The sequence below is a fragment of the Pseudoalteromonas peptidolytica genome, from assembly GCF_012641745.1.
Lineage (GTDB): Bacteria > Pseudomonadota > Gammaproteobacteria > Enterobacterales > Alteromonadaceae > Pseudoalteromonas > Pseudoalteromonas peptidolytica.
Window position 1 is genome coordinate 19,120 of the sequence record NZ_WEHZ01000035.1, and the last position, 18,440, is coordinate 37,559.

12 protein-coding genes and 1 other RNA gene are annotated in these 18,440 nt (G+C 42.3%); 2 read left to right on the forward strand and 11 right to left on the reverse strand.

Annotated features, from left to right (window positions below; translation table 11 throughout):
- Positions 1-3: 3 nt before the first annotated feature.
- From F9Y84_RS18580 to F9Y84_RS18590, 3 genes are all read right to left on the reverse strand, one after another.
- The gene (locus F9Y84_RS18580) at positions 4-1,323 is read right to left on the reverse strand and encodes a glutamate ligase domain-containing protein (protein WP_147390235.1); all 1,320 of its coding nucleotides are present in this window, start codon (positions 1,321-1,323) and stop codon (positions 4-6) included.
- Positions 1,313-2,335: an ATP-grasp domain-containing protein gene (locus tag F9Y84_RS18585; protein WP_147390236.1), complete on the reverse strand. Its 1,023-nt coding sequence runs from the start codon at positions 2,333-2,335 to the stop codon at positions 1,313-1,315. Before F9Y84_RS18585 ends, F9Y84_RS18580 begins: the two co-directional genes overlap by 11 nt.
- A gap of 474 nt (positions 2,336-2,809) precedes the next feature.
- Positions 2,810-3,850, reverse strand: coding sequence for a hypothetical protein (locus tag F9Y84_RS18590; RefSeq protein WP_168756778.1), 1,041 nt, complete (start codon positions 3,848-3,850; stop codon positions 2,810-2,812).
- 330 nt (positions 3,851-4,180) lie between these two features.
- Between F9Y84_RS18590 and ssrA the strand changes: the two genes are divergently transcribed.
- Positions 4,181-4,537, forward strand: a transfer-messenger RNA (tmRNA) gene (gene ssrA / locus F9Y84_RS18595).
- A 296-nt stretch (positions 4,538-4,833) separates the two neighbouring features.
- Here the strand turns inward: ssrA and F9Y84_RS18600 are convergent.
- From F9Y84_RS18600 to F9Y84_RS18615, 4 genes are all read right to left on the reverse strand, one after another.
- Positions 4,834-5,583 (reverse strand): DUF2182 domain-containing protein, encoded by a 750-nt coding sequence (locus tag F9Y84_RS18600; RefSeq protein ID WP_147390238.1) that lies wholly within the window; start codon positions 5,581-5,583, stop codon positions 4,834-4,836.
- A 6-nt stretch (positions 5,584-5,589) separates the two neighbouring features.
- The gene (locus F9Y84_RS18605) at positions 5,590-7,041 is read right to left on the reverse strand and encodes a tyrosinase family protein (RefSeq protein WP_167508276.1); all 1,452 of its coding nucleotides are present in this window, start codon (positions 7,039-7,041) and stop codon (positions 5,590-5,592) included.
- 337 nt (positions 7,042-7,378) lie between these two features.
- On the reverse strand, positions 7,379-8,635 hold the full coding sequence (locus F9Y84_RS18610; RefSeq protein ID WP_147390240.1) for an NAD(P)-binding domain-containing protein: 1,257 nt from the start codon (positions 8,633-8,635) through the stop codon (positions 7,379-7,381).
- Between the two features lie 21 nt (positions 8,636-8,656).
- Positions 8,657-9,580 (reverse strand): permease, encoded by a 924-nt coding sequence (locus tag F9Y84_RS18615; protein WP_125252479.1) that lies wholly within the window; start codon positions 9,578-9,580, stop codon positions 8,657-8,659.
- Positions 9,581-9,741: 161 nt separating this feature from the next.
- Between F9Y84_RS18615 and F9Y84_RS18620 the strand changes: the two genes are divergently transcribed.
- Positions 9,742-10,071: an ArsR/SmtB family transcription factor gene (locus F9Y84_RS18620; RefSeq protein ID WP_128730969.1), complete on the forward strand. Its 330-nt coding sequence runs from the start codon at positions 9,742-9,744 to the stop codon at positions 10,069-10,071.
- 105 nt (positions 10,072-10,176) lie between these two features.
- Here the strand turns inward: F9Y84_RS18620 and F9Y84_RS18625 are convergent, their stop codons facing one another.
- The 4 genes from F9Y84_RS18625 to F9Y84_RS18640 all read right to left on the reverse strand — a co-directional run bounded on the left by F9Y84_RS18625 (position 10,177) and on the right by F9Y84_RS18640 (position 18,300).
- Positions 10,177-12,069, reverse strand: a complete 1,893-nt coding sequence (locus F9Y84_RS18625) for a phytase (RefSeq protein WP_147390241.1) — start codon at positions 12,067-12,069, stop codon at positions 10,177-10,179.
- 508 nt (positions 12,070-12,577) lie between these two features.
- Positions 12,578-15,118: a DEAD/DEAH box helicase family protein gene (locus tag F9Y84_RS18630; RefSeq protein WP_147390242.1), complete on the reverse strand. Its 2,541-nt coding sequence runs from the start codon at positions 15,116-15,118 to the stop codon at positions 12,578-12,580.
- On the reverse strand, positions 15,108-17,090 hold the full coding sequence (locus F9Y84_RS18635) for a phospholipase D-like domain-containing protein (protein WP_147390243.1): 1,983 nt from the start codon (positions 17,088-17,090) through the stop codon (positions 15,108-15,110). The genes F9Y84_RS18630 and F9Y84_RS18635 overlap by 11 nt, the downstream gene beginning before the upstream one ends.
- Positions 17,074-18,300 (reverse strand): hypothetical protein, encoded by a 1,227-nt coding sequence (locus F9Y84_RS18640; protein ID WP_147390244.1) that lies wholly within the window; start codon positions 18,298-18,300, stop codon positions 17,074-17,076. The genes F9Y84_RS18635 and F9Y84_RS18640 overlap by 17 nt, the downstream gene beginning before the upstream one ends.
- Positions 18,301-18,440: the final 140 nt, after the last annotated feature.

Sequence of the window (18,440 nt, forward strand, 5' to 3'; positions counted from 1 at the left end):
CAATTAATATAAATAAATATCTTCGTTTGACTTATTAAGCAGAATAGCTGAGACTTCTCCGGCAAAAAATAAACCGCCACAAACAAACACTATGGCATCATGAGCTTGCGCGTATGCTTTGGCTTCCATCACGGCTTGTTTTAGATCGTCTGATTGCGATGCTGCTAGCCCATGGTTTTTGAGTTTACTTTGTAAGAGTGCGGGTTCTGCGCCTTTAAAACTGGCTTTACTCACAATACAGTGCTCTGCCACCTCAGCTATTCTTGCAGTCAATACCGTCTGATCGCGCCCTTTTGAGATCCCCGCTAGCACCACAATACGCGCTTGCGGGAAGTCTTGTTTTATTGAGTCAAATAACATGTTAAAAGACTCATCGGTATGGGCACTGTCTACAAAAATTTTCGGCACATCACATACCAAGCTTAACCGGCCATCATTTGTAAACCGGTTGATTGCGTCGCTATATTGCTCAGCTGAGATAGTAAATCCCACGTCTTTTGAAAAGACTTCTGACATCAAAATAGCGGTTTTTATATTTTCTTGTGCAAACTTGCCAAACGTCTTGGGCGTGATACTAAAGGGTGCATTATCATCTAATGTCACTTGATACTGATTAAAAGCGCTTGCTTGCTTATTAAGCTGAATGTCGTTATTAAAGTAGCATTGTATGTCTCTTAACTTTGCATACGCGCGTACTTTACTTTTGAGGTGCTCGTCGATATTCCCCACCACCAACTTACCACCGTGCTCACAGCCGTCGATTTTATCAAAGGCGATCAGCTCTTTGGTGTTACCAAGAATGTCACAGTGCTCAAGATCAACTGACGTGAGTATTGCAAAACGTGATTTGAGTAAGCGGATTGGGTCGTATCGCCCACCTATTCCCGCTTCCATGATAATTAGCTCAACTTTTTTGTGCTTAAACACAGTTAATGCAACTAAATATAAAAATTCAAATACCCCAAATTCTTCATTTAAGGTCGCTGTTATTTTGTTAAGGGTTGGCACAATATTTTGCGCAGCGTGATTTAACTCTGCATAGTCAACAAGCTCACCATTTACTATAAACCGTTCGTTAAATTCTAAAAAGTGTGGCGAGGTGAATAAGCCTGTTGACTTGCCTGCACCGCACAAGATTTGATTGGTGAGCTTGGCCACCGAGCCTTTGCCGTTCGTTCCGGTGATCACTAACTTCTTGGTGGTCTCAATATATGCGTCAAGTGACAAGTGCTCAATAGCAAGTTGCAACCGTGCTAAACAGATCCCAGAGCCAAACTTAGCAAACGATTTTGTCAGTGCTAAAAACTGCGTTTTATCTGTCATGGTTAAAAATCTCTTCAATGATAAACGCCCACAGTCTTGTGACTATATCGGTCGTTGAATGCTTTTCTGCTGACTCCAAGCTCGGATTGCCATTTATTTCTAAAATTGTTAACGCCTCTGCCTGATTTATATCATCGGCTTGACTGTAAACATCTAAACCAAAAACACGCAGATTGAATAGCTTAAAGATTTTGTCGGTAAATGCGTTCAATTCATCACTAAAACACTCTGAATAATCCACCACTTCACCGCCGAGTGCAATATTCATTGCTGGTGAAAAGTTAAATGTTACCCCTTTTGCTGGAATAGATTGCAAGGTTAACTGATTAGCCGATAAATATTCTCTAATATATGAGCTGTCCAAACTTAATGAGCTATGGCCATACTGCGCTTGTGTTTGCATAAGCGCTTGTAAATGCGCCGAAACCGTTTGTACGCCATCAAACGTAATAAATGGCGGGCGACGTTTATAACCAAACCAGATTTTGCCGTCTACCACAAATAGCCGATATTCATCGCCTTGCAGAGGCTTTTCTATCCTGACACAGCTCAGTTTTTGCTGATTTTTGTCAATGTAATTTTGCAGGTCTTGGTCGTTGTAGAGCTTTTCGATAAACGCGCCTCTTGAGCCGTCATTAGGTTTAATAAATAGCGGGTAACCTTGACGTTTGGCATAACAAAGCGCGTCTTGCTTTTCTTTGCCTGCGCCTCGGTACATGGCAAATGCACTTTGCAAAAAGAAGTAATCACCTTCAGGGACATTAAAGCCGCTTGCCCTTAGTACATTGACGGTGTGCGATTTATCTTTGGCTAAAAAGGTGGACGTTGCCGAATTGATAGGAAACGAACAAATATTACCAGCGCCAAATATAAACGCTTTATTCTTGTAGCTCACTTTTAAAATTTGCTCAGAGAATGAGTCTAGGTTTTGGTATGGTATTCCTAAGCTGTCGCACGCTTTTTTTAATGACTGGATCTGGTGCGGAGTTTTAAATTTGGCTGCTTGGTTCATATTGTTTTATTCGAGCGTGTAAGGCTAATTTGCGTTAATGTTTGCGCAGTTTGAAGGATCTGCTCTGGCGCTACCTTCGTTAAAAAGTGCTTATGTCGCACACCTAAGCCGTAAAATGTTTGTGTTACCCATATAGATGTCAGTACCTTGGTGTAAGCACAATACAGTAACGGTATTATCGACAAGATTTTCTCTCACTTCAGAATAGCGCTTTTATTTGAGCAAATTAGTATAAAATTTGATAGCGTAATCGCAATTGTTGCCTTGTAAAGCATGCGCATAACAAGGTTCAATCACAGGTCATTTTGAGCCGTCACTGTATTAGAAAGTATATGGTTTGTCGAGCTTTCATCGTTATTCTCAACCGCCAACAATACCCAAATTATTTGGTGCTAATTGTTATGATAATTACGCCCTATTTGGGAATAACGCTCGTTTGAGCAAGTATTAAACCAACATGTTATTCTCTCATACTTAGTCCAGCACTAATCTATCAGCCTTATGTTTTAGGTAAATAAAAACTAAAACTAACAAGGAGATCCCTAGCGAACCTAAAATCGGTAATGAAAGCAATTTAGATAAGTTAAAGATCAGGGTGTTTTCTTGCACACTAACAAACGACGCCGAAAACAGGGTCAAGGATATCGAACCGGCGCTCAACAGTAGCAATAAACCGTTAGTCTTCTCAGAATTGATAACTTGTTCAAGGCTGGTGTAGTTTTCTAAATGTTGCTCAAAAGATTGGTGCAACTGTTTGGCATCGTCTAGTTTTTCTTTTAGTAAAAACTCTTCATCATTTACTAAGTCATCACAGAATGCTTTTACAACTGCATTTTTGGTTCTATTTTTGGTAAAAATAAATCGCTCAATGTTTAACAGCTTGATCCGAGTATCTAATATTGATTTGGTAAAATGGTGCTTTTCTCCGGTTCTTTTTGGTCGAAGCTCCATCGATGTTTGCACTCGGTTGATCCGCTGTAACATCAGCCATGCTGTCATATAAAATGCAACCAGCGTGGTTTTACAGGTTTTAAGCGGCACCTCTTCAAGGTGTTCAACACGCTCTAAATACCAATTTATACCGATAAAGCTATCACTTTGTTGCACTGCACAGTGCTGTAACACATCACCGCAATCAAGCGGCGCGAGCGCCTTAATAACACTTTTTCCAAGCCTGTCTCCTTTTGCGCTAGACTTCAGCTTTTCAATAGTATGATTGTTAACACTCAAGTTGATACACACAAAGCTGTTTTCTTTACTCGACATAAAGTCCGTTTTGGTTTTAAACAACTGTATATTATGAAGCGTAGCGGTTTGTTCAAGAAATTGAATTGGTTGCTCTACATCAAATATTGGCAAGCAAATAGACGAAAACACGTTATAGAGCGTCTGTCTAAACCCCATTGTTACATAGCTTGGAAAGTCAGACTCTGAAGCAGTCATGATGCGCCCAGCAATTGATGTAAAGTCCAAAGGCCTATCGCCTAGGCTAATGCAGAGATATAAGCTGTTCATTTTTAGTTTTTATTAAATCTTGGCTTTGATCGTAGGTTGCTGTTATTTAAGCACACTTACTGAGCAATTAGTAATGTTAAAAGTCAGTATGTAAAAGCACGGCTTAGGCTTTTTACGATTTAGCAGGCACCGTTGCTCAATACCTCATGCTAGTATCCACAAAGCTTCTTCCTTCCAAAACGGTGAGTAATTAATCAAACAAACTGTATACTGCGTTAAATCACCTCTTAATAGCGTGATAAGCCATTGTAAAGACATTAATCCTATGTATAATGCAAAGCATAGTTAGTACATAAGTAGTTAATTACTAACACGTACTGAATTTATTCAGGGGCTGATTAGGATTCGACGGGATTCAAGAAGCCTGAGGTGCATGTCGAGGTGCGGTTGGCCTCGTAAAAAAGCCGCATTTAAAGTAATCGCAAACGACGATAACTACGCTCTAGCGGCATAATAGCCCGCTAGCACTCCTCCATGATATTCTTGTGGATCTGGTTCTGGAGTGTCACCCTACACAAGATCGCTACGGAAACCCTGGCCGGGGTTGAAGGGCTAAAACTAAGCGGCCTCGCCTTTACTTATCGTGTTCGTCCGAGATTTAAAGGTTAACCAATAGACGATACTAAACATGTAGGACCGAAGGTCGACGCTTTCCGGACGGGGGTTCAAATCCCCCCAGCTCCACCAAATAGCGACACTGAAACCCCATCAAAACACTGTTTTGATGGGGTTTTTGTTTATCTATGGTTTGGGAATTGCTCCAATATGGGGTAGATCTGGGCTTGGAATGTCCCCAGTGTGACACTGACAGACAGTACCAAATTATCGTGTACTTTATTTCTGAGCTGGATTTAAATGTACAGATTAAAAAGTAAACGCAGCGTCTTGCATTTATTGCTTATTGCAGTGATTTGACTTGTAAACTGTGCTTAATACAATCAGCACAGTTTATTATTTTATTGCAGAAAATAGTTACTAAACTCTTATTGATAGAATATAGCCAGCTCCCAAATTGCTAAGAAGAAGCACGTATTTCTCAACAGATCTTCTTTATTTCTGTAACGGCTTTTTTCATAAAATAATGCGACTGTAAGTACCGCCATCTGCATTAAATTGTGCCCTGCAATGTACATAGCAACCATGATATGTGCGCAGGTTTGTACACATTTAACCCCCTCAATAATGCCAATCTTTGCAATATCTAAATCAGCTTTATATCCCACAATACGAGGAGCCCAAATGCTACCGCATGCTGAAAGTAGTCGGATCCGAAAGTCTGCATTAGAAACAACCCCAGCGGCCAAATATGCCAGCGCTCCAATCGACAAATTAGCTTGGGTAACTAGAGACGATAAGGTTTCCACCCACTTTGAAGCTGAGAATAATACTAAGCCAAAAACGAGCCAAATTAATGAGTAGCCCAATATAAAAATGAGTAAACTGCGCGATTGTCTAGCTACAGGTATTCGATTTACGATGGCACGAATAGTGCTACTGGTCATCGGGAGCATCATGGCATACACCATTATCATCCAATCTAGTACAGGCCTAAAAAATATAGTTTCAGGACTATGGTGCATGTTGTGGTGTGCGTGATGCAGGTGAGCTTCGCCACTAAAACCTACTTGTTGTGCCAGATAGTAAACCCATAATAGCGCAGCAAAAAGTATAATGAGCCAGTGAGGATTAGCTACCTTTAGGTAACTAATCCGCTTTAATGTCGACGTTAACATGGGCGGTTATACAACCTCAGCCTTCACACTTACTCGTCCCACCGTCACTCTCGCCTCACCAAGCTCCCTACTTGGCTCGAGCTCAATTTCTACTTTTTCGAAACTCCAGTCTGGTTGCGAACGTAACTGGTTAAATGCCTCCGTTGCATCAAGCTCAACGTTAATACCAGTACCTGCATGCCTAACACTTGGGGTTGATGCCTGAGTCAAACCAAACAGACCAACTTTACCAACTAACACGCGCTCAGCAGCAGATGTTTTCACAAAAATACTTAATGGCGCAACAACGCCAGAGCCAGTTACGTTATCGAGCGCAATGATAACCTGATTCGGTCTTTGGCTACTCGATTTCGCAAGCGCTGAAACCTTGGCAACTTGCTGCTTTTCGGGTAGGAACTCAAGCTGTGCTGGCGTCGTTTGAGAGCCAAGTGAAAAGGATTTTGTTGTTGCGGCAATGGTATCGAATATTTCATTTCCTGCTAAAGGAGTCATTGCGAATAGCTTGCTATCTCGTTCTTGACGTACTTTTACATCAGGATAATTTTCACTGTATGTGTACCCTAGCGTTTCCGTTGACAGTACTTGCTTCACTTGAACAGTCACAGGCTTACCATTGGCATCGTGAAACTCAAATGCCTGATTGAGCCAACTAGGATCACTGGTATTTTCACGCCCTTGGTCAATCCAGCTCTGCCATAAGCGGTCTATATTTGCATGATGCAGCCAAAATATAGGATCGAGCGCTGCCGTATTAGGATCCCCCATTGCACCACCGATATCCACATGGATCAAGTTGTGTGGATTATTTTCTAGCTTGCCAAAAGTACCTGAGTCGTGACTAAACCCTGTTCTTACACCACCAAAGCTTTGCGAAGGAATAGGCGTGGTAAAGTTTTTCAGTTGCATAGCAGCTTCACAGCTAGCATCGGCTTTCGACGACACTTTGTAATGTGCCCTTTCTACCATCCACAACCCAGGAAAATCTGAGTTCGGTTGCTCTGCACCAAACTCTGCAGGCAACTTCAATGCTTGTAGCTGTTCATTTTCATTGAGTGCAGGATTGTTAGCGTCGCAATAGTTCCAGTAAGGGAGCGTCCAGTCTTCTGGGCCTCCAAGTTCAACGACTGTTTTGGCGACTATTTGCTCAAAAAATTGCAAATACATTCTGTGCCAAGGTAAAAAGTACCATGTTCCATGCTGACATTGTTGCCAGTAAATACTGTCAACTAAGTCTTCTGGTGGTGGAAAGTCTGTTGCTTGTTGCCACACACTAAGCTCACTCCACGTCTTACCAGGAGCTAGATTAGGACTGTTATCTAGACCAAACCCATGGACAGCACCTTGGTACCACCAACTCGTCGGATCTTTGATGTCTTTTTGCTTCATCGCCTCTACAGCTCTTGAATACCAAAGTAGTGTACCATCACTGATGTTATTAACATTTTTCCTTACGCGCATTGTCGTTCGCTCCATAAAGTAATAGGAAAACTATATGTACTTCACTCTTTCATACCTCTGCTTCTATCTCGTTCGCAATGTGTGAAACCAAATGATCACCGAGAAAATAAAGCGATAGAGGCTAACCAAACCTAGGTATAGCAGAGAAATGGAGCGACGCGATTACAGGACATTACACAGACTGTACCAAACCAAATTAAGGATATAAGAACGAGTGGCGCTGACTTTTAAAGTGGGTCCCTATAACCTCAAAGTTATTTGCTCACATAAGGATCAGTGCCACTTCTTTTTTACTGCCTAACAAGACAAACCGCTGCTAATAGAAAACTTCCTGACATCAACAACAACTTTGCTTATTGGTAACACTGTCTGGAAACGTTAAACGTATTTCATTGGCTGACATTTCATCTCCCGCCAATTTAGCAGTGATCGAGCGTACCTGCTCATACCCATGTAGCATCAAAAATGATGGAGCACGGCCATAAGATTTCATACCAACGATATAAAAATTGGTATCAATATGTACCAATTCTTTGGCACCATGACCAGGTACTGAACCACAATTATGGGCGTTAGGGTCGACCATACTTGCAATACCTCGCGGTGCTTCCACGACTTCGTCAAGGTTTAGCCTTATCTCTCTAAGCATGTGTAGATCTGGTTTAAAGCCTGTAGCAACGATTATCTTGTCGACATAAATATGAGAACCACAACCGTTGGATGTCAGTGATACCTTCAAGCCTTTAGCTTCGCGACTAATTTGCTTTACATTCAGGTCAGATAAAAGAGTTAACTTACCGCTATCGATGGTACTTTGCGCTGCACGGCCAAGCTTAAGACGGGCTGGCACTTTATCGTTAATACCACTACCTAGCAGTTTATCGAGGTTTTCTCCCCTTAAGCCCCAATATATTTTGGTATCAGGAGCACTGTTTTGCAATTCAATAAGGTTTAACCCTACATTTATTGCTGAATGTCCACCACCTATCAATAAAGTTGTTTTCCCCTGATAATCATCACGCGCTTTGCCCAGTACATCAGGAATGCCATAAGCAATAGCATCGCTATTCTTGGCTTCGCCCGGTACAGGTAGACCGTCTCGCCCTATCGGATTTGGTGAAGACCAAGTCCCGGACGCATCAATAACGGCTTTAGAATGAATGATATGCACATCTTGCTCTGCGTCTCGATAATGAATAACAAAGTTCTTTTCATTACGGTCTTGAGTTGTGTGTTTACTGTGACCCTCTTTTGCTATCGCAATCACCTCTGCGTTATATCGAATATACTTAGATAACTCTACCGCGTTTGCCGCTGGAGCTAAATACTGGTCTACCAACTCTTTGCCCGTGGGGGTCTCATCAAGATTAGGCATTTTCCACCCCTGATGATTTAGTATTTTTTCAACCTCTTTATCAATTAAATACGACCATTTAGTAAATAAGCGCACGTGTCCCCACTCTTTAATTGCATTACCAACTGTTGCTCCTTTTTCTAAAACCAATGGTACTAATCCATTATTTTTAGCATGAGCAGCAGCCGCAATACCAACAGGGCCTGCACCGATGATAACTACATCAAATACTGTATTCATAATAAGCTCCTCAATAACCAACTAAAATACTACTGAATACAAATAACCCGCGGCCATTGCCATGCCGAGTACCACGGTCAAAAATGCTGCTATCATTTGCTTTTCAAATATCGACCGCAACAAAATCACTTCTGTCAAACTTGCGCCCGCACTACCTATGATCAGTGCCATCACTGACCCCATTGCCATCCCTTTTTTAACCAACCCAGCACTTAAAGGAATAATGGCAGACGCCCTGATGTATAAAGGGATACCTATCACTGCGGCTATTGGAATGGCATACCACTTATTTTCTCCTGCATACTTAACAATCAGTTCTGTAGGTACAAAACCATAAATAATGGATCCAATAGATACACCCACTAATAAATACGGCAGGGTTTTCTTAAAATCTTTCCAGGTTGAGCGCCAGATTTTTATCCAACGGTTTGGTTCAGTTGATGGCTTTTCACTGCTTTTATTTGAAGGGGTGCATGATTTCTCTTGTTCGGCATACGCTTCTGGTCGCACATACTTTTCAAAACCTAGCTTTTCCAATAACACTCCCGCACTTATTGATACCACCATGGCGATGACAAAATAAAAAACAGCGAGTTGAATACTGAAAGTAACAGCAAGAATGCCAATAATTAGCGGGTTTAACAGCGGACTAGACAACAAAAATACGATAGTTGGGCCAAATCCTGCTCGCGCTTTTAACAACCCTTTTAAAAACGGGATTGTTGAGCAAGAGCAAAACGGAGTTATCGCTCCTAGCACCGCTGCAATCACATATCCACGGCCATTCTGAGAAGCTAACAACGTCTGAACTTTCTCTTTTGGCACGTACTCTTGTAGTACACCTATTGCATAACTAATGACGATGTAAAGGATGGTTAACTCAATGGCTAAAAACATAAACATATTTAATGTTTCGTTTGCCATACTGATAAATTCTGTAGACATAAAATGCTCCTAAAACAATTTGACATTACCAGTATATTCGAAATAAAAATTCGTTCAATATTTATTTCGAAGAAATTCGAAATATCTGTTTTTACTTTGGTCTGAACCCATGAAAAATGTATACTCTACACACGGGTAATGAGGGCAATTCAGAGGTATAAATGGAACTAGAGCATGTAGCAAAAATACTAAAAGAATTAGGGCATCCTGTACGCTTGACGATATACAAAGAGATAACAAAAGTGGGCTATAGCGGTATCCCTGTTGGTGATATTCAAGCCAAAGTAAACATACCAGCTTCAACACTCACACATCACATATCTTCTTTAGTGTCAGCAGGTCTGATAAAGCAAAAACGTGAAGGTAGAGTGCTACTTTGTTCTTTGGAGTGCGGCGCTTTAGAGGCTGTCATAGAATATTTGACATCGGAATGCTGTATTAACGATCACACTTGTTCAAACACGCTGACTGACAGCATTGACCAAGTTTAATATCCTAGTCAGGTATTAAAGCTGCTAGCAAGCAGCTTCTGATCCAAAGCAGTGGTTTTATCACTTGAAGTAAGTTAACCGCTCACCGCATTTATGGCGATCGGTTTAGTTTATCTTTTCGAGTATCCAGTTTCTCAATAAAGTACCACTAACTAGCTTAAAATTTTGCGCTGCTTTGGGCATTACATTATGCCCATCTTGGACAACCAAGAGTCCATCGGGCAGCGCTTGGCCAAGGTGATGACTTGTTACATCAAGTCCATCAGTTTCTGAGGCACCATCTATCATTTTTGTCCAGTTCGCTCCTACAGCAAAAACGCCAAGATATTTGTTGTTATCATCAACTGCATAAACAGCGTATCGATTATTACCCTGACTTGAAACAATAAGGTAGTGTTGATCGTTCACCGTAAATAAGCTCATGCCTTCAATATCAGCATGCACGTCGCTTGTAGCGGTTGCTATCAATGTATCAGCCGATTTCTCGTCCAAGTTTTTCAACCATACTCCCGTTGACTCTTCACCGTAAAATAGTCGCAAGTTCTCATCATCACTAACACAGCCTTCAGGCTGACTTGGCACCGTCCACTGCATAGTCATTGTTGCGGTGGCCATATTATTGTTAAATTCAATATTGTATCTTTGAAAGCGGCCATCCGTATCGTTTATCCATACTGCCAAATCTTTGCCGTATTTACCCATACATAAGCCATAAGGATCTGCCAGATCGGTTTTTAAGTCGCCAAGCAGTGAGGGTAAGCCGGTTCCTCTGTCTATTTTAAATAGGCTAATGCTTTGAGAGGTACGGTTGCTGGCCGCAGCAATATCTACTGTTTCACCATTTACGTTAATGTTGTAGCGAATATCCACATTATTCACCCGTCCAACTGGCAGAGATTTGAGTAATTTTCCCTCTAGGTCATAAACATTTAACCCGGACTTTTTGTCTGTGCCATAAACGAGGCTTTGTGATGGTACTTTACTATTTACCCAAATAGCAGGATCATCTGCCGCATCACCATATGATTGCACCGGCTGTGTTTGACCATAAGGTGTAAAGCTTTGCTGCGCTTCACCTTGTGTTATATCACCTTGCTTGGTTGAAATATCGCTCAATTCGATGTTACGACTGTGCCCTGATTTTTCATCGAATAGATACGCAACTAACGATGTACCCTCACGTTGTAATTGAAGTGTTTTAGGTGCCACATCATGTGTAAGCGCAATTGGGTTGAAGGTAGTATTTGTAGAATCAAACAACCAGATATGATTGGAGTCCGGTGATACCACTGCAACATCGCCAAATGAGGTAGCATCTACATATTCAACTTCTAGCTCAGTGGGTAGTTGTAACAATGTACGATTTACCTCATGCTCGGGGTTGGCGGAATAACGCCAAATACCAATGTTTTCTTCTGCGATATATAGAGTTTGAGCGGTATCGTCCACGGCACAAGATTTTATATTAGGCCCCACGGTAAAATCTCTTACAGGGTGCAAATACCAGTGCTCGATATTTTTGGTATTGATGGCCAATTGCTGCACACTGCCATCTACATCCACGGTATAAAGTTCAACATGCTCAGACGAACTACCAACACATAAAGCATCGATAGCAGTGTTTTTTGCCGAAAACTCAGCCATAGCTCTAAGCTCTCCCGCGGCGACATCTACTTTTATCAACTGAACTTTACCCGAGTTAATATCAAGCGTTGATAATATTCCCACTTGTGAAGACTCAGGGAGCCATCGAAAGTCTAAGTGCTCCGACTTTATATCAATGCTCGAAAGCACCTTGCCTTGTGTATCAAGTAGTGCCACTCCTTGTGTGCTACTGACAGCTAAGTATGGCCGTTCATCTACACCCAAGGTATTAACAGGGTAAATAAACTCTGCATGCGTTAGCCATGGCTCATCTGACGCATAAGCATTTTTTGTATGTCCATAGGTAAATAAACTACATAGAAACCAAGATAAGGGGAAAGATAAACATTTCATACTGCACTCTCATTTATTGCTCAGGTTTGTTAACTTGGCGCAGACAGTAGCTACCCTTTATGACAAAGATATTTCAGCAAACAACGCAAGCATGTAAGCTTGGCTATATTTGCTCAGATTATCGTATTTACATGGTAAATTTGAGCTAATTTGACCTTTTACCTGAAATATTAAGATAAGATTGGGGCTTAAAAATATAGATGTCGACTAACTATGACCCTTCTCGCTGTCAGCTTTGGCACTCACTTAAGACACCAATCGCATTACGTAAGTGTAAATACGTAACTATACAGTAAATAACTTGGGCTTCGGATAATTGATGCCTTTCTAGCAGTCAGTTTTAGCGTTATTGATGTGCGCTGATCCGACCCTAGAAAGCATACTCCCCACCGCTACTTAGCTTGGCTCGGGATAAGGTTTGAGTTAATCAGCTAATATTGCAAAAAAACTTAACGCTGTTGTTAGGCGTAAAAGCCACTAGAGAACAAGTTATTATCCCACGTTCAGGTTACTTAGGTGAAAAGTCCGGTGCAACGGCACACAATTTGTCATATAGCGCTTCATCACCATTACTGCGCTCGGAGCCTGGTAAGATGATACCATGCAGCTGTGAGCGCAGCTCATCCCAGCGAGCATGCAGTACCTGCCAATTGTATTCGTCATAGGTGCCTTTAAAAATCACAGGCTTTATTTCAATAAAGGGAAGCTCACCGTTACTGGCTTGATTTGCTTGATGCGCTTTAAATTCTTTTTGCCACCGCGAGCCAATCCTGTCAACTCGTCCAATTTGCTGCTCTACCACCCCCGGATTCCACTCTGGATGTAGTAAATACACCACTCGACAAGCTCTATGGAGATTAAGCCCTTCTCGACCAACGGTCGATTGAGCAACCATGACTCTGGGGTAGCTGTGCTCGCGATTAAACCCGAGCTGCATCACTTTACGACTATGCGGATCGGTATCACCATACATAAACCTAGCCATCGCACCTCTCACGTGTCCAAACTCTTTAATCACCCGCTCCTCAATCAAATGCCACTGTTCGTCAGAAACTCGCATATTAGGATTATCGCTTTCACTACATGCCGCTTTTGCACTTACCGCATCCATTAAACTCATAAAACTTTTAGCCAACTCTACCGATGAAGGGATCGACGAGGCTTTATCCGCCAGTTCAAAAATAGCGTGCATAAAAGGCGTTATGTTTTTACTCTTTGACCCGGCTTGCTGCGACGTTTGAAATTTTTCAAATAAGGCCAGAGTCCTTGAGTCAAAGACCTTTTTGGATTTTGCAATCTTCTTAATGAGGGTGTTTTTTTCCCGACTTAACCGTTTGTCATTGGCTTTATATTGCTTGCGTAGTTTTTGGTTTATTTCAGTCAGTGTCCAACTGATATTTAGCTGCTTGCATGCCATTTTCACAGCAAATTCTTCTGACTCTTCGTGGTTTTTTCCACCAGCCCATATCTTACTTTGTGGCCAGTACGTTTTCTTTTTTAGTGACTTGAGCATGGCTCTGGCGTTCAATAAATTGGTTAGCGCTCGCATCGGTCTGGTCATTTTGCCAAATACCAATACTTTTTGCCTTTGTCGCAAATCTTGCTCTATTTCATTCACCACCTTGATAATGGCAGGGTGACTATACAGTGACGCTTCGCCTGATTGGTAGGATTGTGTAATGACAGATTGCCACCAGTTTGCCCTTTGCTGCTTTTTATAAGTGGCGACGTCGGTATCTTGGTTTTTGGTGTACTTAGGCGCTTTCATTGCACTGTCTATGATTTCTGCAATACCATGACCACTGGCAAGCGTTAACCTCGCTCTTTTTGATTTTCCATCTGGTAGCTTATGGGCAGCCGCTGAGAATCCCTCAACGGCACACACAATTTGCTTCCACTGCGGCGATAGTTCTGAAACTTCTATCAATATCGGCGTATATCGCCGGTAAGCATTGATTGATAGCCCAGAGACTTTACAAAAATCACGAATATACTTATCTTGACGTTTGTCTCTTCTTAGTAAATAAGGCGAAAGTGCTAGTTCAAAGCGCTTAGATATAGCCTGATACTGTTGCACAATTTTCTGGTCTGCACGCCATGTTTTTCTAAGTTGAGTTATGGTTTGCACATATTGGTATGCCACTTTCAAAATGTCATCTCGTTGAGATTGTGGCACACAGATCCGATTTAGTATGTCGCCCCACTGCCCCACATCAAGCTCCACTGGAGTGGCGGTCATGGCAATACGACGTGCAGTGGGGGTTTGTAACACAATATGCTCTAAGATAGCATTTAGACTACTTTCATCACCCCGGCTTTTATGCGCTTCATCAATCACGACAAGATCAAACTCTCCAAGCCCTAAGCCCACCGCTTTTTTTAGTAAGGTTTTATTTTGCTCATCAGAACAAAAGTTGCTATCTAACATAGCTCGACGCCAATCAAATTCTTTGACTATTTCGGTCAATACAGGGTGGGTATCAACGCGTTGAACAATTTCTTTAGCACAGTTTTCAGCTGTGCCAGCATGCCTACCTGACCAATTTTTATACCCTTTTGGGAAGCGCTTACTGGTGCTTTTACAATACTGCGCAAAAACTTGAGGTAGCAAAGCAAAACGCGCAGAGTTTGAATTTTCACTCACTCGCCAACTTGCAAAGCGCTGAGAGAGCAAGACTATTTGCTCATTTGACCACGCAGAAGCGTGTTCGGTATCACTGTAGGCATCTAAGAAGCGCCATAAACTGGTCAGTACAGGCTTGGATTTTAACCATGGGTCTCGCGCAGCCAATTCAGTTTGCCATTGAAACCCCAGATTAGACGGGATAATGACCAAAACGCGTCCGCCTGCTCGCTTAACTGCATTAATGATCTCCACTGCTATTCGGGTTTTGCCCATGCCTACTTCGTCTGCGATGATCACACCCGACTTCTGCAAGCGTTTAATCATCGCTCTTACACTGATTTTTTGCCCTTCATCTAGGTGGTTATTGTCATCGACTGAGTCAAGCAGTAGATCCGCAACCTGTTGCCAACCATCAAATTGCATCACCTGTTCCTATTCTATGTAATTGCGCTAGCTCGAGCTTTTGCTCAATTCGACTAAGCGTTTTTTCGTAACGTTTACCGTGCTCATTTTCTACTGTTTCAGCAAACTGAGGTCGAAACGGTGAATGCCAAAGTGGCGACAAAGGATTGACCGCAAGCTCCTTAAAATAAGCAAATGCCTCATTTTGCTTTAGCTGCAATAGCGTTTGCTCAAGTCGAGCACACCACTGTGGCCAATCTTGCTCTAACACTTGTGTTTGCTTTTCGGCAATTAGCTCAACTAATCCCATCATTGCGTTAATAAGATAGCTTTTATCTTCCGAAGACGTCGAGCTAGAAGCACTGGCAGTACCGCCGCCTTGCCCCTTTTGGTCTATACTGTCATCAGCAACACTCAGCGGATTTGGAAAGGCGCTAAACGCTTGCCACGCATCATCAAGTTCTAACTGTGGCAGCACAGTTGCGGCAATACGACCAAACTCATCGATCACCGGTATATCTGCACTCAAAGTCATTCCATCATGATGATAACTAACCGTGAGTTGTCGAGGTGTCTCTCCATACCAATTTATGCGTTCAGTATTTTTAACACGATATTGGCCACGGTGGCGCTTATCGAACTTACATTTGGACGTAAAAGGGACATTTGGTTTTAGTACACAATACTGCTGAGCTGTGCGTGTAATTACAAAATATGCAATGGGTAACGCAATATGTTGTGATTGCTGCTCCGTAAACTCGCTGCCTGATTGTAGGCTGTTAAGATCAGTAACCTGGTATTCTTTTTCTAAGCACACCGGAAACTTGTTGCTAATCGCACTGTCTGGATTATCTTCGCCACCCCAAGTTAACCCCTTAGGACTGAATACAATGCCAGCCTCTAAGTTCCCCCCGCTATAAGATGCTTTTTGGGTAAAGCCTGGCTTAGTAAGATTGCCAGATCCTAAGTACACCCATGCCTGTCCACAGCTATCCCGATTACGCTGCTTATACGCAGAAAAAATAAATTTTCCGTGTAGGCTTCGGCTTTGCTTGCCTTGTTTTGAAAGCGGATCATAAGCTCGGTACACTTGCCATTTGTCTTTTATTAAACTGCCAAAGCTATGCGCTACTGCTTGACAAGAGTCTGGATTAACAACAATGTGTTTTTGTGCGCCTAGACTGAGTAACCCTTGTTCCAAAAGAGTGTTATGAATATGGCTAAGTACTTTAGGCGAGCCGCGGTGCTCCGAGTTTTCGTAAAAGCCAGATCCTAATAGTAAAAGATTGCGTTTTTTATCACCACTGTGATGTTTTATAAGTGGTGCGAGCTGCGCGCACAGCGCTTGCTTTCGGTTGTCGAAAAACCTAGCTTTTATGCCTTGAGTGCGCTTTATTCCTGTCAGTATACGATGAAAGTTGTAATAATCTCGCCCACCAACTATGCCGTGGATATTTCCTGCGGCGGGATTAAAAATACGTGTATCTACATTAGTTAATATGTCGCTCAATAAGTGATAGGCCGCGGCAATATCAGCAATACCTTGTTTATCATCACTACGTAAGTCCACATCTATCGACCACACAAAATCTAGACTGTCTTCAAGTGTCTGTCGTGTCCAGTTACCTGTCGATACGACTAACCTAAAAAGATGGTCATCAGATGCGAGTGACTTAAACCCCAGCAGCGCCACTTTACTGTGGAGTAAGTTAAAGTTTCTTTTCCCCTCACTGCGAAATGGAAGGTGAATAAGGCCAGGACATGCTGTTGGTGACAACTGTGCACGTCTTGGGTCTAAAACAAGCGCTAATCTCATCGCTCCTTGATACGCTCTTTGCATTGTTGTTTGCAGCGTGAATTTTTCAATTGCCGTGTTTAAAAAATGCACATCAGCAGAGTAACCAACGATAAGACCAAACATCCCTGCATAGCCTGCTGGCGAGATAAACTGATCACTAAGTGCTTTGGCCTGCTCCTTACTCATCAGTGTCATCCTCCTTACCTTCAAAGTCTCTATTGAGCTGATACATATTCGGTACTCTGTATGAGATATTTGGAGCAAAGTGCTGTGTTTTATTGTCTGGCTCCGAATGGACAGGATCTGGGTCGCCAAAGGCTGCCGCAGGTAAGATACATTGCTCTATGTAACGCAGCACAACTTCATCTTTTTCAACTAAAAATTGGATCACTGCTATATCACTTTGCTGAGCACATGACTTTGCAAACATTGTCGCTTCTTTATTGCATGTGGGATCATAGGATAACGCCAAAAATGCGGTGGCAGCTTGTCTCAACAATGTAGTGGCGTCCTGAATCCCGTTAGGTAGCTTAGCCGACAATTTTAGCTTTTTAGACTGCAACCCCAGGATATGAACTTCAATCACATTCAGTAAACCCAGTGCCTTGTCTCTAAGCGCGAAAAAGTATGCGCCACTTTTTAAGTCGTTGAAATGAGAGGCATCAATACAATGCGGCCGTTGCCAGCTTTTCCAAGCTTTACACTCTGCGTACTTGACCCACTCCAGTATCGCTTTTCTTCTTATCACTGCGGTTTCATTGCCCGACAACAGCGCTTGGCGAAAAATGGCTAAAGCCATTGTATCAAGCTTAATGTGAGGCGCGAGTACCCGAGTTAACTGATAAGGATGATGAGGGAGTTGTTTTAGACCAAGCACCCATTGAGTAAGAAAATTTGTTACGTTAATTTTCGTGATCGCACAACCTGCGCTAACCAGATCAGCTCCTTGCTCACTGAGTCGAAAGTTATTAAAACGTTCGCCTTTGGAGTTGACTAAACCAAGAGCAGGTAAAGCTTGTACCGTACTCATTCTCATTGGTTGAGTCACATAAAAGTACGCTGCGCTAAATGTATCATAGGTCGTATTTTTTGGCGCTCGTAACTTTGTGATCCCCCTTAAACGCCGATTGGGTTGCCAATTATTTTCTTTGTAACCTAAGTAACAAGCCAGCGCCTCGATGGCATTCGTAACCTGAAGGTTATTGACATGCTTGCCCAAATCACGCACTTGTTGAGCAACTTGTATCCCCAAACACGCAAGAAAAACAGGTTTGACATATTTTACACCGCCAAGGCCGGGGACTGCCAGCTCATTAAACTGGCGGGTAACTGAGTTAAGCCCCAGGGTGCGGGTTCGCTTTTGTGAACCTATTTGCTCTGGTGGCATGACTCCCCACTGCATCATAAAACCCTTATCATAAACTTATATCTGTGCTCGCATTACTATCAAAAGCAATCTGTTCGCCATCAAGCATTGTTAAATATTGCCCAAGCTATACTTATGTTTAACAAACTATTTAATCTGAACTCGATGTAGGATGTTAG